The sequence below is a fragment of the uncultured Xanthomonas sp. genome, from assembly GCF_964278005.1.
GTDB lineage: Bacteria > Pseudomonadota > Gammaproteobacteria > Xanthomonadales > Xanthomonadaceae > Xanthomonas_A > Xanthomonas_A sontii.
In genome coordinates, this window is the sequence record NZ_CAXYKF010000006.1 from 60,008 (window position 1) to 77,747 (window position 17,740).

The 17,740-nt window shown below is 71.8% G+C and carries 15 protein-coding genes; 9 read left to right on the forward strand and 6 right to left on the reverse strand.

The window, feature by feature from the left end; genetic code table 11:
* Window positions 1–42: 42 nt before the first annotated feature.
* Window positions 43–969, reverse strand: a complete 927-nt coding sequence (locus tag ACHWVH_RS02685; RefSeq protein ID WP_394686620.1) for a hypothetical protein — start codon at window positions 967–969, stop codon at window positions 43–45.
* A 214-nt stretch (window positions 970–1,183) separates the two neighbouring features.
* Here ACHWVH_RS02685 and ACHWVH_RS02690 point away from each other — a divergent pair, with 214 nt between their 5' ends.
* The gene (locus tag ACHWVH_RS02690; protein ID WP_394686621.1) at window positions 1,184–2,401 is read left to right on the forward strand and encodes an MFS transporter; all 1,218 of its coding nucleotides are present in this window, start codon (window positions 1,184–1,186) and stop codon (window positions 2,399–2,401) included.
* On the opposite strand, the gene yccS is transcribed toward ACHWVH_RS02690, so the two are convergent.
* The 5 genes from yccS to purH all read right to left on the reverse strand — a co-directional run bounded on the left by yccS (window position 2,340) and on the right by purH (window position 9,366).
* The gene (yccS, locus tag ACHWVH_RS02695) at window positions 2,340–4,568 is read right to left on the reverse strand and encodes a YccS family putative transporter (RefSeq protein ID WP_267114836.1); all 2,229 of its coding nucleotides are present in this window, start codon (window positions 4,566–4,568) and stop codon (window positions 2,340–2,342) included. The genes ACHWVH_RS02690 and yccS overlap by 62 nt on opposite strands.
* Window positions 4,569–4,633: 65 nt before the next feature.
* A complete protein-coding gene (locus tag ACHWVH_RS02700; RefSeq protein WP_394686622.1) occupies window positions 4,634–5,317 on the reverse strand; it encodes a uracil-DNA glycosylase family protein in 684 nt (227 codons plus the stop codon).
* Window positions 5,318–5,562: 245 nt separating this feature from the next.
* Window positions 5,563–6,852, reverse strand: a complete 1,290-nt coding sequence (gene purD / locus ACHWVH_RS02705) for a phosphoribosylamine--glycine ligase (protein WP_394686623.1) — start codon at window positions 6,850–6,852, stop codon at window positions 5,563–5,565.
* A gap of 55 nt (window positions 6,853–6,907) precedes the next feature.
* Entirely contained in the window at window positions 6,908–7,765 is an 858-nt protein-coding gene (locus tag ACHWVH_RS02710) for a hypothetical protein (RefSeq protein WP_295924570.1), read from the reverse strand.
* A gap of 17 nt (window positions 7,766–7,782) precedes the next feature.
* Window positions 7,783–9,366 carry a bifunctional phosphoribosylaminoimidazolecarboxamide formyltransferase/IMP cyclohydrolase gene (gene purH / locus ACHWVH_RS02715; protein ID WP_017916541.1) on the reverse strand — a complete coding sequence of 528 codons (1,584 nt, stop codon included), beginning with the start codon at window positions 9,364–9,366 and terminating at the stop codon, window positions 7,783–7,785.
* 256 nt (window positions 9,367–9,622) lie between these two features.
* Between purH and ACHWVH_RS02720 the strand changes: the two genes are divergently transcribed.
* The 8 genes from ACHWVH_RS02720 to ACHWVH_RS02755 all read left to right on the forward strand — a co-directional run bounded on the left by ACHWVH_RS02720 (window position 9,623) and on the right by ACHWVH_RS02755 (window position 17,568).
* Window positions 9,623–10,237 (forward strand): CDP-alcohol phosphatidyltransferase family protein, encoded by a 615-nt coding sequence (locus ACHWVH_RS02720; RefSeq protein WP_394686624.1) that lies wholly within the window; start codon window positions 9,623–9,625, stop codon window positions 10,235–10,237.
* A gap of 63 nt (window positions 10,238–10,300) precedes the next feature.
* A complete protein-coding gene (locus ACHWVH_RS02725; protein WP_394686806.1) occupies window positions 10,301–12,055 on the forward strand; it encodes a bifunctional alpha/beta hydrolase/class I SAM-dependent methyltransferase in 1,755 nt (584 codons plus the stop codon).
* Entirely contained in the window at window positions 12,052–13,389 is a 1,338-nt protein-coding gene (locus tag ACHWVH_RS02730; protein ID WP_295924577.1) for a phosphatase PAP2/dual specificity phosphatase family protein, read from the forward strand. The genes ACHWVH_RS02725 and ACHWVH_RS02730 overlap by 4 nt, the downstream gene beginning before the upstream one ends.
* Window positions 13,386–13,832 (forward strand): hypothetical protein, encoded by a 447-nt coding sequence (locus ACHWVH_RS02735; protein ID WP_394686625.1) that lies wholly within the window; start codon window positions 13,386–13,388, stop codon window positions 13,830–13,832. Before ACHWVH_RS02730 ends, ACHWVH_RS02735 begins: the two co-directional genes overlap by 4 nt.
* A 13-nt stretch (window positions 13,833–13,845) precedes the next feature.
* Window positions 13,846–15,315 (forward strand): TIGR04222 domain-containing membrane protein, encoded by a 1,470-nt coding sequence (locus tag ACHWVH_RS02740; RefSeq protein WP_295924584.1) that lies wholly within the window; start codon window positions 13,846–13,848, stop codon window positions 15,313–15,315.
* The gene (locus ACHWVH_RS02745; RefSeq protein ID WP_394686626.1) at window positions 15,315–15,968 is read left to right on the forward strand and encodes a CDP-alcohol phosphatidyltransferase family protein; all 654 of its coding nucleotides are present in this window, start codon (window positions 15,315–15,317) and stop codon (window positions 15,966–15,968) included. Before ACHWVH_RS02740 ends, ACHWVH_RS02745 begins: the two co-directional genes overlap by 1 nt.
* Complete coding sequence (locus tag ACHWVH_RS02750; protein ID WP_017909397.1) at window positions 15,965–16,597, forward strand: 1-acyl-sn-glycerol-3-phosphate acyltransferase; 633 nt, start codon at window positions 15,965–15,967, stop codon at window positions 16,595–16,597. Before ACHWVH_RS02745 ends, ACHWVH_RS02750 begins: the two co-directional genes overlap by 4 nt.
* Window positions 16,594–17,568 carry a phosphatidate cytidylyltransferase gene (locus ACHWVH_RS02755; RefSeq protein WP_017916454.1) on the forward strand — a complete coding sequence of 325 codons (975 nt, stop codon included), beginning with the start codon at window positions 16,594–16,596 and terminating at the stop codon, window positions 17,566–17,568. The genes ACHWVH_RS02750 and ACHWVH_RS02755 overlap by 4 nt, the downstream gene beginning before the upstream one ends.
* Window positions 17,569–17,740 lie beyond the last annotated feature (172 nt).

Below are 17,740 nucleotides of genomic sequence, written 5' to 3' on the forward strand. Positions count from 1 at the left end.
CGGGGCTGCATGCGCCACGCGGCGTCTGTCGCAGTGCACGCCTCATGCTGTGCGCCCGAGCCGCTTGCGCCATTGCTGACGCAGCCACAGGCGGATGTTGTAGCGGCGCTTGCGGCTCATGAACGGGTAGCGCAGGGTGATGCCGAGCAGGCCGCGCAGCGTGTCCAGCCGCGGCGCCTGCGCGGGCAGGGCGTCGCAGCGCACCGAGATGCGGTCACAGCCGGCGTCGTGGGTGCGGTGGATGACGTCGGCACGCATGATCAGCAGGTCGCCGACCGCGAGGCGCGGCACCACCTTGTGCGCTTCCAGGTCGAAGCCGATCTTCCAGCCGGGGCTGGCGTCGTACAGATCCTCGATCGCGTACCAGTCGCCGATGGCCAGGGCCTCGCCAGGAAAGCGCAGCCGGAACCAGTCCAGCGTGTCGGCCTCCACGCAGCGGAAGCGCAGCGCGCCGCGGCCCTGGATGCGCTGGTGCAGCTGCGGATCCAGCCGCGCGACCATGTCGTCGGCGACGATGGCCACGTTGGCCAGGCCGGCATCGGGCTTGCGCACCGGCATGTAGCAGATCAGGTAGTTGCGGTGGTCGCCATGCAGGAAATAGCTGAAGTGGTCCAGGTGCCAGTTGAGCGCGCCGCCCGGCGCGGTCTTCGGATCGCGGTGCTGGTCGAACGGCAGACGCAGGCTTGGCGCGGCATGGCTTTCGCGGATGCGGATGGCGCAGTAGCCGAAGCGGTCGACGGCGATCGCCAGGCCCATGGCCGCGGCCACCGCCGGCACGGTGGCGGCGATGCGGGCCTGGATGCGCTGCATGTCCGCCGCCGGCAGGTCGCCGATCACGCCGTCGTGGAACTTCTCGGCGCCTTCCAGGAAGCGCAGCAGGCTGTCGGGAATGTCGCCGTCGCCCAGGAAGCCGCGGACCACCGCATACCCGTGCTGCTGCAGCGCCTCGGCGATATCGGTGCTGGGCATGGTGCGGGTTCCTTCGGCGCGGGGGCGGTGGTGGGGCGGCGCTCCAGTCCGGACGCCGCCTGCGTCCGAGGCGGCGGCCCTGGCAAACAGGCCGGCCTGTCGGTGCGGGAATCACACTATCTCGAAAACAGATGGCAGTGGTGAAAAAAATGCGTTTGAACGATCGCTGCCACCGCCACAGACTGCGCCCCTCCCCACGATCCGGTGTCCGTCCATGGAAACGACTTCGCATCCGCCGATGCGCCGCGGCCTGGTGCTGCTGATGGCCACCGCCACCGGCCTGGCGGTGGCCAGCAACTACTACGCGCAGCCGCTGCTGGAGGTGCTGGCGCAGACCTTCGCCATCGACGTGCGCCGCGCCGGTGCGGTGGTCACCACCGCGCAGTTGGCCTACGCCGCCGGCCTGCTGTTCCTGGTACCGCTGGGCGATGGTTTCGAGCGCCGCAGCCTGATCGTCGGCCTGTACGCGCTCAGCGCGGTCGGCCTGCTGGTCAGCGCGATGGCGCACAGCTTCGCGCTGCTGCTGCTCGGCACCTTGATCACCGGCCTGAGTTCGGTGGCGGCGCAGATCCTGGTGCCGTTCGCCGCGACCCTGGCCGCGCCGCACGAGCGCGGCCGGGTCATCGGCACGGTGATGAGCGGCTTGCTGCTGGGCATCTTGCTGGCGCGCACGGCCTCCGGCCTGCTGGCCGGGATCGGCGGCTGGCACACCGTGTACTGGGTCGCGGCGGTGCTGATCCTGGTGGCCTCGGGGCTGCTGTGGCGCGGCCTGCCGCGGCACCCGGGCAACCCGCACCTGTCCTATCCGCACCTGATCGGTTCGGTGCTGGCGCTGCTGCGCGACGAGCCGGTGCTGCGCGCGCGCTCGGTGCTGGGCGGATTGCTGTTCGCCGGCTTCAGCATGTTCTGGACCACCCTGGCGTTCCTGCTGTCCGGCCCGGATTACCGTTACGGCACCGCGACCATCGGCCTGTTCGGGCTGATCGGCGCGGCCGGCGCGTTCGCCGCCAACCTGTCCGGCAAGCTGTCCGACCGCGGCGCCGGCCATCTGGTCGGCTGGGGCGGCCTGGTCATGCTGCTGCTGTCGTGGTTGCTGTTGCTCGGCGCGCCGCACTCGCTGTGGCTGCTGATCGCCGGGGTGGTGCTGCTGGACGTGGCGGTGCAGGGCGTGCACATCGGCAACCAGAGCGTGATCTACCAACTGGATCCGGCCGCGCGCAACCGCATCACCTCGGCCTACGTCACCTGCTACTTCATCGGCGGTGCGATCGGGTCCAGCCTCGGCACCGCGGCCTATGCCTACGCCGGTTGGCGCGGGGTGGCGCTCGGCGGTGCGGCGCTGGCGGTGGTGGCGCTGCTGTGGATGGGCCTCAGCGTGCGGCCGGGGCGGCAAGCGCCGGCGCAGGCGCCGGCGGCACCGTCGCGGCAGTGACCGCCTGCGCGGCGTCGCGCAGCTTGGGCAGCAGGCGCAGGGTCAGCGCGAGCTGGTTGCGCACCAGCCGGCGCTTGGCCTCGTCGATGCCGTCCTCGCGTTCCAGCGCCTCGGCCAGGGCGATCTCGGCCGGCTCGTCGGCGGCCGGCAGCGCACGTCGTTCGGCCAGTGCGTCGGCCAGCGCGCCCAGCGCCTGCGGCAGGTAGTCGCCGGCGCGGGCGATGTCCGGATCGGTCTCGCCGGCCAGCGCCGCACGGTGCGCGCCCAGCGCCGACAGATAGCCGAGCAGGGTGTTGGACAGGGCCAGGAAGCGGAAGCCGGCATCCAGGTTGCGGCGGTAGCGGCCGGGCTCGCGCAGCATGTTCGACAGCGCCACCGACAGCGCGGCGTCGGCGTTGTGCATGTCGCGGCGGGCGATGCGGTAGGGCAGGTCGTCGCGCATGCCGCTGCGGTACTGCTCCAGCACCTGCGCCAGGTAGCGCGCGCTGCTGGACAGCACCGTCGCCAGCACCTGGTTGAGGCGACGGCCCTGCCAGTCCGGCAGGATCAGGAACGAGGCGGCGGCGGCGATCGCGCAGCCGATCAGGGTGTCGAGCAGGCGCGGCCAGATCAGCATGAAGCCGTCGCCGATCAGGTTGAAGCAGAACAGCGCCATCACCGTGATCGCCGCGGTGGCGAGCATGTAGCGGTCGGTGCGGGTGACGAAGAACACCAGCGTGCCGAGCAGGGCGAAAAGCAACTGCAGCTCGGTGCCCGGGAACAGCTGCATCAGCGCCCACGCCGCGCCCAGGCCGATCAGGGTGCCGGCGATGCGCTGGGCCAGGCGCAGGCGGGTGGCGCCGTAGTTGGGCCGGCACACGAAGGCGGTGGTCAGCAGGATCCAGTAGCCGTTGCTGGCGTGGATCGACTGCATGATGGCGTAGCCCACCACCAGCGCGATCGCCATGCGCAGGCCGTGCCGGAACAGCACCGAGCCGGGCGTGAGCTGCTGGCCCAGGCGCCGCAGCATCTCGCGCAGGGTGTGCGGCGACGAGTCGCGCAGGCGGGTGTCGAGGGTGTCGCTGGTGGTGTCCGATTGCGCGGCCTCGGCCAGGCGCCGCTCGATGCTGTGCAGGTTGGTCACCAGCAATTCCAGCGAGCCGAGCAGGCGCGCCTGCCGTGGGTCGGCGCGGGCGTGCAGGAAATCCAGCGACTCGCGCAGGTCGGTGGTGGCCTGCTGGGTCTGCTCGCCGTAGTCGAACGGCTGGCGCAGCCGGATCGCCTCGCCCAGCGCCGCGCAGGCCTTGCCCTGCAGGGCCAGCAGGCGCTGGCAGCGGTACAGCACGTCGCTGTGGAAGAACGCGTCGGTCAGCGCCTCGTACGGGTAGTGCGAGGAACTGGCGCGCTCGTGGAAGTCCTGCGCCATGTAGTACAGGCGGAAATACAGGCCCGACTGCACGCCGGGCCGGCCGGAGCGGCCGAAGCGGCTGATGATCGCGGTCTTGGCCGCGTTGAGTGCGGCCACCACCTGCGCGTTCTGCTCGGCCAGCGCCAGCCGCCGCGCGTGCAGGTCGCTCTGCCGCACCGGCTCGAACAGGGCCGCCTTGAGCCGCAGGTAGCGGCCCAACTCCAGGTACAGCCGCGACAACCGCTCGCGCACCGGCCGGTTGGCGAACAGCACCGTCCACAGCACCGACAGCACCGCGTACCAGCCGGCGCCGAGCAGCAGCAAGGCCACGCCGTGCCAGGCGTTGCCGCCGACATGGCCGTTCTGGGTGCCGTGGTCCAGGCCGATCATCGCGTAGATCGCCAGCGCCACCGTGGCCTGGGCGATGGAGGCGTAGCGTTCGCCGAGCGCGCCGAGCAGGGTCAGGGCGAAGGTGGACAGCGCCAGGCCGGCCGCGAACGGCCACGGATACGGGAACAGCAGCACCACCGCGGCCGCGGCGGCGGCGAAACACAGCAGTGACAGCAGCACCGACTTGATCCGGCCCAGCCAGTTGTCGTCGGTTTCGGCGATGGCGCTGGCGATGGTGCCCAGGAAGATCGCCGGCACCGCCTCCAGTTGCTGCAGGTGCCAGCACACGCCCATGGCCACAGCCAGCGCGATGAACACGCGCAGCCCGTAGCTGGCCTTTTCGTGGGCCCACAGGCGGCTGAGGCGGGTTTCGATCGAGGGAGTCGGCACGGCGACACGATAGCGCACCGTCGCTGTATGCGATCCCCCTCGGGAGGGTGGATGCACGCGGGCGCTCAGACCTCCAGGTGCCGCAGCCGGGCGTCCAGCAGTGCCGGGAAGCGCTTGTACCAGGTCTGGTTGAGTGGCGAGGGATGCGGCAGCGGATGCAGCACCACGCGGCGGCTGCGGCGGCCGTCCTCGCTGTGCAGCTTCACCTCGGTCTGCGCCTGGAAGCGGTCCTCACGCGCCCACAACGCCTCCAGCGCCGCACGCACCTCGCGCGGCTGGTCGATGCCGAACCACAGGAAGGCTTCGCGCCCGAGGGTGAGGATGGCATCGCCGCGCCACTGCTCAAGCAGCAGGCGCCGCATCAGCGGGTGGAAGCGCCGCTTCACCGCCATCGACCACGCCTTGTTGCCCACCGGCTTGTACGGCACGGTGTTGAGCCAGAAGGCGACGCGGCCGGCCTCGAGCCCGGCCGCGAAGTCGGGCATCTCCTCGCCGAGGTGCAGGTGCCGGTACAGCGCCTTGCGCACCAGTTGGCCGCCGCTGCCGACAAAGGGCGCGCCGTGCTCGACCTCGCTGCGGCCCGGGTCGCGGCCGAGGATGCACACCTTCGCATCGCGGCGGCCCAGGCCGATGATGGGGTCGAGCGGATCCTTGCCGCAGGCGGCGTAGGCCGCGGTGTCGATGCCATCGGTCTGCGCGGCGAGCGCGCGGAAGCGGGTGCGGAGGGTGGGGGAGAGGGCCATGGGCATGCGCGAAGCGGTAGAGGATCCAGGCTAGCGCAGGCCCGATGGAGAGTGCGTGGGCGCATTCGCAGGAGCGGCTTCAGCCGCGACCGGCGTTCCCGGTCATGCCCCTGTCGCGGCTGAAGCCGCTACTACGGGTGCGATGTCCGGGTGCCTTGTGGGAGGGACTTCAGTCCCGACGAGCGAGGGTGTCAGCCGTGCTTCGGGCTTCGCTCGTCGCGGCTGAAGCCGCTCCTGCCCGTGGCGACGTGTTACGCCCCCTGCTCGCGCGCGATCGCGCGCCAGCCGATGTCGTGGCGGTGGAACTCGCTGGCCCAGCGAATCTGCGCCACGCCGGCGTAGGCATGCCGCTGCGCCTCGGCCACGCTGTCGCCCAGCGCCGCCACGCACAGCACGCGGCCGCCGGCGCTGAGCACGCGGCCCTGCGCGTCCAGCGTGGTGCCGGCATGGAACACCTTGGCGTTGCCCGGCACCGCGTCCAGGCCGGTGATCGCTTCGCCGGTGACCGGGGTTTCCGGATACGGCGCCGCCGCCAGCACCACGCCCAGCGACGGGCGCGGATCCCACTGCGCCTCGGTGGCGTGCAGGCGTTCGTCGAGCGCGGCCTCGAGCAGGTCGAGCAGGTCCGACTGCAGACGCAGCATCACCGGCTGCGTTTCCGGGTCGCCGAAGCGCACGTTGAACTCGATCACCTTGGGCGCGCCGCTGGCGTCGATCATCAGCCCGGCGTAGAGGAAGCCGGTGAACGGCACGCCGTCGTCGCGCATGCCGCGCACGGTCGGCTCGACCACCTCGCGCATCACCCGCGCGTGCACCTCGGGCGTCACCACCGGCGCCGGCGAGTACGCGCCCATGCCGCCGGTGTTGGGGCCGGTGTCGCCGTCGCCGACGCGCTTGTGGTCCTGGCTGGTGGCCATCGGCAGCGCGGTGTGGCCGTCGACCATGGAAATGAAGCTGGCTTCCTCGCCGTCGAGGAATTCCTCGATCACCACGCGCGCGCCGGCGTCGCCGAAGGCGTTGCCGGACAGCATGTCGCGCACCGCGGCCTCGGCCTCGTCCAGCGACATCGCCACGATCACGCCCTTGCCGGCGGCCAGGCCGTCGGCCTTGATCACGATCGGCGCGCCCTTGTCGCGGACATAGGCCAGCGCGGCCTCGACCTCGGTGTGCACGGCGTAGAACGCGGTGGGAATGCCATGGCGCTGCAGGAAATCCTTGGCGTAGGCCTTGCTGCCTTCCAGCTGCGCGGCGGCGGCGCTGGGGCCGAAGATGCGCAACCCGGCGGCGCGGAAGCGGTCGACCACGCCCAGCACCAACGGCACTTCCGGGCCGACCACGGTCAGCGCCACGCCTTCGTCCCGGGCCAGCGCCAGCAGCCCGTCGAGGTCGTTGACCTTGACCGGCACGTTGCGGCATTTGGCCTCGCCGGCGGTGCCGGCATTGCCGGGCGCCACCAGCACTTCGTCGACACGGGGGGACTGGGCCAGCTTCCAGGCCAGGGCGTGTTCGCGGCCGCCGGAGCCGATGACGAGCAGTTTCATCGCGGAATTCCAGATTGCAGGGAAAAGGGGAGCGGGTGCGCCGGGCGCGCGTGCCTCACGTGCAGCCTTCGCGCTGCAGCGCCTCGGGGAAATGGTAGGTCCAGGTCTTCGCGTCCAGGGCGAAGCGGTGGCTGCGCTGCACCGGCCGCTGGCCGCACTCCGTGCCGGTTTCCTCGATCAGCAGCGGCCAGACGCGGGCGGCGTGGTCGCGGTCGTCGAAGCGCAGGGCGAAGTCGATGGCGAACTGACCAGCCTTGCAGTCCGCGGCCGCATCGGCGGCATCGCAGTCGGCGGCGGCGCTGTTGTCGATGTGGCTGCGCACGCTGCCGGCGTCGACCAGGCCCTTGGGGCCGGGCAGGATCAGGGTCTGCGATTGCAGCGCATAGCCCTGGCCGAACCAGCCGTCCTCGACGCGGAACCCGTAGAAATCGCTGCCGGCGCGGACGATGCCGACCTCGCCGGGTTGGCCCTGGCTGCCGTAGGTGCCGCCGGTGCGCTCGGCGGCGACGGCGAAGCCCTGGCCCTCGGGGCGCAGCACGTAGAAGTCGATGGTGCCCGGTTCGGGATGGCCGGCATCGCGCAGCGCGCCGCACACCGCCAGCAACTGCTGCCAGCCGTCGCCGGTGACCACCGGCTGTTCGGCGCAGACCTGCCAGTCCACCGCATGACTCTCGCCCCCCTGGGTCCATTGCCCCGGCCAATGCCCGACCAGCGTCGCGGCGCTGCCGTAGCGTTGCTGCAGGAACGCCTGCAGCCGCGCGGTGCGGCTGACGTGGGGCTGGGCCGCCGCGCTGGCGTGGGCCGACGCAGGTGCCGCGCTGGGTGCGGGCGTCGCGGCCGGCTTGCAGCCGCCCAGCACGAGGGCGCCGGCCAGGGCCAGCACGGCGAACGGACGCGGCGCGACAGCGGACATGCGCATCGCTGCAGACCTCAGTGGCGGAAATGCCGCACGCCGGTGAACACCATGGCGATGCCGTGCTCGTCGGCCGCGGCGATGACCTCGGCGTCGCGCATCGAACCGCCGGGCTGGATCACCGCCTTGATGCCGGCCGCGGCGGCGGCGTCGATGCCGTCGCGGAACGGGAAGAACGCATCGGAGGCCATCACCGAGCCTTCCACGGCCAGGCCGGCGTCGGTGGCCTTGATCCCGGCGATGCGCGCCGAGTACACCCGGCTCATCTGCCCGGCGCCGACGCCGATGGTGCGGTGGTCCTTGGCGTAGACGATGGCGTTGGATTTGACGTACTTGGCCACCTTCCACGCGAACAGCAGGTCGGCGAACTGCGCCTCGGTCGGCGCCAGCCGGGTCACCACCTTCAGCGCATCGCGCGGCACCACGTGCGCGTCGCTGGTCTGCAGCAGGATGCCGGAGCCGACGCGCTTGCTGTCGATGCCGTAGGCGCCGTCGCCGGCGGGGATGCGCAGCACGCGCACGTTGGCCTTCTTCTTGGCGTACTCCAGCGCGGCGTCGTCGTAGTCGGGGGCGATCAGCACCTCGACGAACTGGCGGTCCAGGATCGCCTGCGCGGTGGCCGCATCCAGGCGCCGGTTGAAGGCGATGATGCCGCCGAAGGCGCTGGTCGGGTCGGTGGCGTAGGCCAGTTCGTAGGCGTCGCCGCAGCCGGCGCCGACCGCCACGCCGCACGGGTTGGCGTGCTTGACGATGACGCAGGCCGGCGCGTCGAACTGGCGCACGCATTCCCAGGCCGCATCGCTGTCGGCGATGTTGTTGTAGGACAGCTCCTTGCCCTGCAGCTGGGTGAAGGTGGCCAGGGTGCCGGGCGTGGGGAAGAGGTCGCGGTAGAACGCGGCCTGCTGGTGCGGGTTCTCGCCGTAGCGCAGTTCCATCACCTTGACGAAGCTGGAGTTCATCTGCGCCGGGAACGCGCTGCGCGTGGGCACGGCGGCGTCGCTGGCGGTGACCGCGGACAGGTAGTTGCTGATCGCCGCGTCGTACTGGGCGACGCGGTTGAACGCGGCCACCGACAGGGCGAAGCGCTTGGCCGCCGACAGCCGACCATCGTTGGCCTCGAGCTCGGCCAGCAGCTCGGCGTACTGCGCCGGGTCGGTGGCCACCGCCACGCGGGCGAAGTTCTTGGCCGCCGAGCGCAGCATCGCCGGGCCACCGATATCGATGTTTTCCACCGCGTCGGCGAGCGTGCAGTCGGCCTTGGCGGTGACCGCTTCGAACGGATACAGGTTGAGCACCAGCAGGTCGATCGCGGCGATGCCGTGCTCGGCCATCACCGCATCGTCGGTGCCGGCGCGGCCGAGCAGGCCGCCGTGCACCAGCGGGTGCAGGGTCTTGACCCGGCCGTCCATCATTTCCGGGAAGCCGGTCAGTTCGGACACGTCCTTCACCGCCAGCCCGGCCTCGCGCAGGGCCTTGGCGGTGCCGCCGGTGGACAGCAGTTCGACGTTGCGCGCGGCCAGCGCGCGGGCCAGGTCGATCAGGCCGGTCTTGTCGGAAACGGACAGCAGCGCCCGGCGCACGGGCAGGAAATCGGAGGACATGGGGCAGGGCGGGGGCAGCGGAACGGGCCGCCATTGTAGGCGCTGAGGCCCGCCGACGCCCGGCCGGCCGGGCCCACGGGCCTGCGGATCGCGTGTGCGGCGGCGCCGGCACACGGTGTGCGCGCCTCGCCGTGGAGCCGCGCGCGCGGTGCGTGCGGGCCGTGCAGAACACCTGCGCCGTGGCTTCGGCCGCGCGCGCAGCCGCTGCGATGCATTAGGCTGTCGCCGCCCCGCCCTCGCCGTCAGGACCACGCGCGTGTCGATCTATGCCCTCAAAGGACGTTTCCAGAACCTGCTGCGGCCCGGCGTGCGGGTGCTGTACCGGCTCGGCGTCACCGCCAACCAGGTGACGGCGGCTGCGGCGCTGCTGTCGCTGCTGGTCGCCGCGGTGGTCTACACGCAAGGCGCGGCGCAGCCGCTGTGGTACGCGCTGCTGCCGCTGTGGATGCTGCTGCGGATGGCCTTGAACGCGGTGGACGGCATGCTGGCGCGCGAGTTCGGCCAGCAGTCGCGGCTGGGCGCCTACCTCAACGAACTGTGCGACGTGGTCGCGGATGCGGCGCTGTACCTGAGCCTGCTCGGCGTGCCCGGTGTGATGGCTGGCTGGGTCTGGCTGATGGTGCTGACCGCGGCCTTGACCGAGTATGCCGGCGTGCTTGGGCTGATGGTCGGCGCCAGCCGCCGCTACGATGGGCCGATGGGCAAGAGCGACCGTGCCTTCGCCGTCGGGGTGCTGGGGCTGCTGCTGGCCTGCGGCTTGCCCGGTGCCGCAGCGGTCAACGGCTTCGCTGGGGTGGTGGCGTTCCTGTGCGTGTCGACGGCGGTGCGCCGTGTCGCGGCCGGGTTGCGCGAGGCGGACGCGGCAGACTGAGTGCGGCGGCATGTGCGGATCGGAACACGGGTGATGTCAGATCAGACAGGGAGTCGGCAACGGATGCGGCAGGTCAACGAAAGCGAATTCGCCAGTTTCGATGGCACACGGCTGTTCTACCGGCACTGGCCGGCCACGACGCCGGCGGCGCCGCCGCGGGCGGTGGTGCTGCTGCACCGTGGCCACGAGCATTCCGGGCGGGTCATGCACCTGGCCGAGGAACTGGGCCTGGACGAGTGCGCGCTGTTCGCCTGGGATGCGCGCGGCAACGGCCGCTCGCCCGGCGCGCGCGGCGACGCGCCCGGTTTCCCGGCGCTGGTGCGCGACCTGGACCGCTTCGTCGCGCACATCGGCGAGGTCCACGGCATCGCCGTGCAGGACATCGTGGTGGTGGCGCAGAGCGTGGGCGCGGTGGTCGCCAGCACCTGGGTGCACGACTACGCGCCGCCGCTGCGCGCGCTGGTGCTGGCCTCGCCGGCGTTCAAGGTCAAGCTGTACGTGCCGTTCGCGCGGCCCGGGCTGGCCCTGATGCAGAAGCTGCGCGGCAACTTCTTCGTCAACAGCTACGTCAAGCCGCAGTGGCTGACCCACGATCCGGCGCGGGTCGAGAGCTATCGCAACGATCCGCTGATCACCCGGCCGATCTCGGTGCGGGTGTTGCTGGGGCTGTACGCGGCGGCCGACCGCGTGGTCGGCGATGCGCAGGCGATCACCGTGCCGGTGCAACTGCTGGTGTCCGGCAGCGATTTCGTGGTGCACCGCGGCCCACAGGACCGCTTCTACGAGCTCCTGTCCTCGCCGGTGAAGGAGCGCCACCTGCTGCCCGGTTTCTTCCACGACACGCTGGGCGAGCGCGACCGCGCGCCGGCGCTGGCGCAGATCCGTCGCTTCGTGCGCGAGCGCTTCGCCGAGGAACCGGCATTGCCCAGCCTGCGCCAGGCGCACCGCCGCGGGCCGACCTTCGAGGAAGCCGAGCGCCTGGCCTGGCCGCCGGAACGGTACAGCCTGCAGGACCTGCGCTGGCGCGGCGTGCGCGCCGGCCTGCGCCTGGGCGGGCAGCTCTCCGAAGGCATCGCCCTCGGCCTGCAGACCGGTTTCGATTCCGGCAGCACGCTGGACTACATCTACCGCGACCAGGCGGCCGGGCGCGGCCCGCTGGGGCGGATGATCGACCGCAACTACCTGGATGCGATCGGCTGGCGCGGCATCCGCGTGCGCCGCCAGCACCTGCACGAACTGCTGGGCCTGGCGATGCAGCGGCTGCGCGCCGCGGGCCTGCCGGTGCGCGCGCTGGACATCGCCGCCGGCCACGGCCGCTACGTGCTCGAAGCGCTGGCCGGCGGCAGCCAGCGCGCCGACGCGATCCTGTTGCGCGATTTCAGCCCGTTGAACGTAGAGCAGGGCCGTGCGCTGATCGCCACGCTCGGCGCCACCGACATCGCCCGCTTCGAGCAGGGCGATGCCTTCGACCGCGATGCGCTGGCCGCGCTACAGCCGCGGCCGACGCTGGCGGTGGTGTCGGGCCTGTACGAACTGTTCCCGGACAACGACCAGGTGCTGCGCTCGCTGCAGGGCGTGGCCGCGGCGGTGGAACCGGGCGGCTACCTGGCCTATACCGGCCAGCCCTGGCATCCGCAGCTGGAGTTCATCGCCCGCGCGCTGACCAGCCACCGCGGCGGCGCGGCCTGGGTGATGCGCCGCCGCACCCAGCAGGAGATGGACGAACTGGTGCGCACGGCCGGCTTCCGCAAGCTGGAGCAGCGCATCGACGAGTGGGGCATCTTCACCGTGTCGCTGGCGCAGCGGATCGCGCCATGAGCGCCGCGGCCGCGCGGCCGTGGCGGTGGGCGCTGGCCTGGCTGGCGCTGCTGGGGCCGTTCTTCTTCCTCAGCTACGGCCTGGCCAACACGCTGGCCGCGCGTCGCGCCGCCGTGCCGTCGCTGCCGTTCGCCTGGGAAACCCAGATCCCGTTCTGGCCGTGGACCATCGTCCCGTACTGGTCGATCGACCTGTTCTACGTGATCTCGTTCTTCGTCTGCCGCACGCGTGTCGAACTGGACACGCATGCGCGGCGTCTGCTCACCGCGCAACTGCTGGCGGTGGGCTGCTTCCTGCTGTGGCCGTTGCGCTTCAGTTTCGAGCGGCCGCCGACCGAGGGCGTGTTCGGCTGGCTGTTCGCGGTGCTGCTCGGTTTCGACAAGCCGTTCAACCAGGCGCCGTCGCTGCACATCGTGCTGCTGGTGGTGCTGTGGGTGCGCTATGCGCAGCACCTGCACGGGCTGGCGCGGCTGGCCCTGCACGGCTGGTTCGCGCTGATCGGGCTGTCGGTGCTGACCACCTACCAGCATCACTTCCTCGACGTGCCCACCGGCCTGGCCGCCGGCTGGCTGTGCGTGTGGCTGTGGCCGGAGCGCATCGCCGCGCCGTGGCGCGCCGCGGCACCGGCGCGCGATCCGCGGCGCTGGCGCCTGGCCGCGCTGTACCTGCTCGGCAGCGCGGCCTGCGTGGCCGCCGCACGCGCGCTCGGCGGCGCCGGCTGGTGGCTGTTGTGGCCGGCGATGTCGCTGCTGCTGGTCGCGCTCAGTTATGCGCTGCTCGGCCCGCTGGGCCTGCAGAAACGTGACGACGGCCGCCTGAGCCTGGCCGCGCGCTGGCTGTACGCGCCGTACCTGGCCGCTGCCTGGCTCAACTCGCGCGCCTGGACCTGGCGCGATCCGGCGCCGCGCGCGATCGTCGACGGCGTCTGGCTCGGGCGCCTCCCCGGCCGTGGCGAGCGCGCGCGCTTCGCCGCGGTGGTCGATGTCAGTGCGGAACTGTCGTTGCGCCAGGCGCAGGCGCACGACCGCGTGGTGCCGATGCTGGACCTGGTGGCGCCGCCGGCCGCGGCCTTGCGCACGGCCGCCGACGCGATCGAAGCGGCGCGCATGCACGGCCAGGTGCTGGCCTGCTGCGCGCTGGGCTATTCGCGCAGCGCGGCAGCAGTGGCCACCTGGCTGCTGCGCAGTGGCCGCGCTGCCAGCGTGGACGAGGCGCTGGCGCTGTTGCGAGCGCACGCGCCGCGGATCGTGCTGGGGCCGGCGCAGCGTGCCGCCATCGCCGCCGCCTGCACCGCGCCACCGGCGCCGCAGCAGGCGCGGGAGGTGCCGGCATGAGCACGCCGCTGGAACTGCGCACGATGGCGGCGGTGTTGCGCCAGGGTGCGCCGCTGGACCGGTTGTCACTGGTGTTGCTGGCCACGGCCCTGCTGCTGGTCGCCTGGTATGCCGGCACCGGCGCCGTGCTCGCCGCGGCGCTGTGCGCAGGCTCGGCGCTGGCCGGCCTGCTGCAGCGCTACTGGGCGGCACGGGTCGGGTTGGATGTGGATCTGCTCGAGGCGGTGCTCGCCGAAGCGGAACCAGCGCGCGCCGGTGCCGACCTGGATGCGGTCCTGCACAGATTGGGCCTGCTGCGCACGCTGCCGCCGCCGCGCGATTGGCTGGCGCGCTGGCAGGGCATGCGCCGCCTGTTGCGGCGGCAGTTGATCGCGCTCGCGGCGCAGCTGCTGGCATTGCTGCTGGCATTGCTGCTGGCGCTATGCACGGCGCAGTTTGCATGAGGACGCAGGCGCCATGACCGACGAACCCGCAGCGACCTTGCGCTCCGACGTGGATGCGGCGCGGCACGCGCTGTGGCAGCGCCTGCAGGCCTACCGCTTCGGCGAGGGCGAAGCGGCGTTGCCGGCGTTCGTGCGCCGCGTGGCCAAGGAAGCCAACGTGTCGCAGGCGCTGGCCGCGCACGCGGTCGAGGAATACCGGCGCTTCTGCTTCCTGGCCTGCGTGGCCGGCGAGGAGGTGACGCCCAGCGCCCTGGTTGACCAGGTCTGGCACACCCACCTCACCGATACCCGCGAGTACTGGCAACGGTTCTGCCCGCAGGTGTTGCGGATCACCCTGCATCATCAACCCGGGCGCGGCGACCCGGCCGACGCCGAGCGCTTCCAGGCGCAGTACAAGGCCACGCTGGGGTACTACTGGCATCACTTCGGCGAGCCGCCCTTGGCGTGCTGGCCGGCGCCAGCCGGCGCGCCGAATGCGCCGGCACCGCGCCAGGCCGGTACGCGCCGCGTCGTCCGCGCGCGCGGCGGCGGCGCCCTGTGGGGCTGGATGCTGGGCGTGGCGCTGCTGTTCGCGGTGCTATGGCAGGGCAACGGCCCACGCTCGCCGCTGCACTGGCCCGGACCGCCGTTCCTGCTGCTGTTCCTGGCCGGCATCGGCCTGGCCTGGAGCCTGGGCGCGCGCCTGCGCCTGGCCGTGCGCGGACTGCGCGGCGCTGACACCCAGGCGCTGCTGGACCCGGCCGAACTGGCGTATCTGGCCGGTGGCAGCGAGCGCGTTGCCGATCAGCAACTGGCCCTGCTGCTGGCGGCCGGCGCATTGCGCCTGCAGCCCGATCCGCATGTGCGCCGCCACGCGCGGCTGGAGCACACCCGCGTCGCCGCACCGCCGGCGCTGCAGCGTGCGCTGGCGACCGTGCGTGCGCAGCCGCAGCTGCAGCAGGCGCTCGCCGCATTGCGGCGCGACGCCGCGCCGCTGCGTCGGTCGCTGGTCGCCAAGGGGCTGTGGCTGGGCCACGGGCAGGCGCTGTGCGCCCGCCTGTTCGGCGCCGCGCCGTTGCTGGCGCTGTGGATGGTGGGTCTGCTGAAGCTGCGCATCGGCCTGCAGTTGCAGCGCCCGATCGGCTTTCTGGTGGCGGCGATGGTGGTGGTCGCGGTCGTTGCGCTCGGCTTCCTGCTCACGCCGCCGCGGCGCAGCGTCGCCGGCGACGCGCTGCTGGCCGAGCGCGATGCGGCCTGGCGCGATGGCGTGGCCGCGCCATCGCTGGCGCCCGGTTCGCACCTGGCGCTGCCGCTGGCCCTGGCCGGGACCAGCGTGCTGATGACCACGCCCTGGGCCGATTACCACGCCTTGCGTTCGCCGCTGCCCAACGGTGCTGGCTGTAGCGCTTCGACCAGCAGTTGCGGTGGCGGTGGCGGCAGCAGCGATGGGGGCGGCAGCAGTTGCGGCGGCGGTGGCTGCGGCGGCTGTGGAGGCGGCGACTGATGGCGCGTTCGACCTGGCAGGCGCGGCGCGCGCAATGGCGTACGCGGCTGGCGCTGGCGCTAAGCGCGCGCGGAGCCACGCCCAACGGCGTGTCCTGGACCGGACTGGCGTGCGCGGTGCTGGCGGCGCTGATGTTCGCCCTGGCCTGGCGCGAGCCGCCGGCCAACGCCGCCGCGCTGCTGGTGCTGGCGGCGCTGGCGCTGCAGGCGCGGCTGCTGTGCAACCGCCTGGACGGGCTGCTGGCGCAGCAGGCGCAGATGATCGGCCGTGCCGGGGCGGTGTACAACGAGGCGCCGGACCGGTTGTCGGACGTGGCGGTGTGCCTGGGCGTGGGCTATGGCCTGCAGCCGGTGCTGGGCGTCGGTGCGGAGCTGGGCTGGGCCGCTGCGCTGGTGTGCGTGGGCACCGCCTACGTGCGCATGCTCGGCCTGGCCTGCGCGGTGCGCGAACCGTTGCAGGGGCCGATGGCGCGCGTGCAGCGCATGCATTGGCTGTCGCTGGCCGCGTTGGCGGCGGCCGCTGCATTGCTGCTGCAACACGCCACACTGGCCTACATGCTTCTTGCCGTGGCGCTGGCGCTGCTGATCGCCGCCGCCGCCCTGACCATCGTGATTCGCGTGCGCGCCATCGTGCGCGAACTGGAGTGGAAATGATCGCCCGTCTGATCGCCCGCGGCTGCAGTGCCGCGATCCGTCTGCTCACCGGCGCACGTGCGCTGTGGCGCGGCTGCATGCCGTCCAGCGAGCGCCGCGTGTACTACGGCAACCACGCCAGCCACGGCGATTTCGTGCTGATCTGGTCGTCGTTGCCGGCAGCGCTGCGACGCGAGGTGCGGCCGGTGGCGGCGGCCGACTACTGGCAGCGCGACGCGTTGCGCCGCTACCTGATCCACGCGGTGTTCAACGGCGTGTTGATCGAGCGCGATCCGCAGCAGCGCCAGCGCGATCCGATCGCCTGCCTGTGCGAGGCTGTCGACGGCGGCGGCTCGCTGATCCTGTTCCCGGAAGGCACGCGCAATACCGAGGAGGGGCTGCTGCCGTTCAAGAGCGGTCTCTATCACCTGGCACGGCAGCGCCCGGAACTGGAGTTCGTGCCGGTGTGGATCGACAACCTCAAGCGGGTGATGCCCAAGGGCAAGTGGCTGCCGTTGCCGTTGCTGTGCACCACCACCTTCGGCGAACCGCTGCGGCTGGGCGCCGGCGAGGACAAGCAGGCCTTCCTCGATCGCGCGCGCGCGGCCTTGTTGGCGTTGGCGCCGGAGCAGGCGGAGGCCGCCCGATGAATCCGATCGCGCTGAGCGAACACCTGCAGCAATCCTCGCTGCGGCAACAGACGGTATGGCTGTTCCTGGGCATCGCCACGGTGCTGGTGGTGGCCACGCTGATCGCCGAGACCCTGCGCTGGCGCGCGCGCGAACGGCCCAGTGCGGTGCTGGACAACCTGGTGGCGCGGATCCGCGCCTGGTGGGTGATGGCGACGGTCGTGGCGCTGGCGTTCGCCTTCGGACGGTTGGGCGTGATCGTGCTGTTCGCGCTGGTGTCGCTGTTCGCGCTGCGCGAGTTCATCACCCTCACTCCCACCCGGCGCGGCGATTACTACGCGCTGCTGGCCGCGTTCTACGTGGTGCTGCCATGGCAGTACTGGCTGGTGTGGAGCGACTGGTACGGCCTGTACACGCTGCTGATCCCGGTCTACGCGTTCCTGGTGCTGCCGATCCTGTCCACCATCGGCGGCGACACCACGCGCTACCTGGAGCGCACCGCCAAGGTGCAGTGGGGGCTGATGATCAGCGTGTTCTGCATCTCGCACGTGCCGGCGCTGCTCAACTTGCGCATTCCCGGCTACGAGGACCGCAACCTGCTGCTGTTCGCGTTCCTGGTGATCGTGGTGCAGTCCTCGGACGTGCTGCAGTACGTGTGGGGCAAGCTGCTGGGCCGGCACCTGATCGCGCCCAGGCTGTCGCCGTCCAAGACCGTGGAAGGTTTCGTCGGCGGCATCCTCTCGGCCAGCCTGCTCGGCGCGGCGCTGTGGTGGATCACCCCGTTCTCGCCGCTGCAGGCGTTCGCGCTGGCGCTGGTCGCCAACCTGATGGGCTTCTTCGGCGGCCTGGTGATGTCGGCGATCAAGCGCGACCGCGGCATCAAGGACTGGGGCCACATGATCGAAGGCCACGGCGGTGTGCTCGACCGATTGGACTCGGTGTGCTTCGCGGCACCGGTGTTCTTCCACCTGATCCGCTATGGGTGGGTGTGAGGGCGGGGAGTGGGGATGGTGGGATTGGGGACTGGTTGGAGCGTCGCGCGGTGCGAGTGTTGCGCCTGCGTGGGAGCGGCTTCAGCCGCGATGCTTTACCGAGCGCGCATCGCGGCCGATCGCGCAGCAGGAGGACAGCATGGCGTCCGCACCCGCATCTTCAGACGATGTC

Bases quoted from the DNA above. Each gene is read 5' to 3' on its own strand.
- ACHWVH_RS02685 (WP_394686620.1), bottom strand. From the start codon at position 969: ATGCCCAGCACCGATATCGCCGAGGCGCTGCAGCAGCACGGGTATGCG.
- ACHWVH_RS02690 (WP_394686621.1), top strand. From the start codon at position 1,184: ATGGAAACGACTTCGCATCCGCCGATGCGCCGCGGCCTGGTGCTGCTG.
- ACHWVH_RS02700 (WP_394686622.1), bottom strand. From the start codon at position 5,317: ATGCCCATGGCCCTCTCCCCCACCCTCCGCACCCGCTTCCGCGCGCTC.
- purD (WP_394686623.1), bottom strand. From the start codon at position 6,852: ATGAAACTGCTCGTCATCGGCTCCGGCGGCCGCGAACACGCCCTGGCC.
- ACHWVH_RS02710 (WP_295924570.1), bottom strand. From the start codon at position 7,765: ATGTCCGCTGTCGCGCCGCGTCCGTTCGCCGTGCTGGCCCTGGCCGGC.
- purH (WP_017916541.1), bottom strand. From the start codon at position 9,366: ATGTCCTCCGATTTCCTGCCCGTGCGCCGGGCGCTGCTGTCCGTTTCC.
- ACHWVH_RS02725 (WP_394686806.1), top strand. From the start codon at position 10,301: ATGCGGCAGGTCAACGAAAGCGAATTCGCCAGTTTCGATGGCACACGG.
- ACHWVH_RS02730 (WP_295924577.1), top strand. From the start codon at position 12,052: ATGAGCGCCGCGGCCGCGCGGCCGTGGCGGTGGGCGCTGGCCTGGCTG.
- ACHWVH_RS02735 (WP_394686625.1), top strand. From the start codon at position 13,386: ATGAGCACGCCGCTGGAACTGCGCACGATGGCGGCGGTGTTGCGCCAG.
- ACHWVH_RS02740 (WP_295924584.1), top strand. From the start codon at position 13,846: ATGACCGACGAACCCGCAGCGACCTTGCGCTCCGACGTGGATGCGGCG.
- ACHWVH_RS02745 (WP_394686626.1), top strand. From the start codon at position 15,315: ATGGCGCGTTCGACCTGGCAGGCGCGGCGCGCGCAATGGCGTACGCGG.
- ACHWVH_RS02750 (WP_017909397.1), top strand. From the start codon at position 15,965: ATGATCGCCCGTCTGATCGCCCGCGGCTGCAGTGCCGCGATCCGTCTG.
- ACHWVH_RS02755 (WP_017916454.1), top strand. From the start codon at position 16,594: ATGAATCCGATCGCGCTGAGCGAACACCTGCAGCAATCCTCGCTGCGG.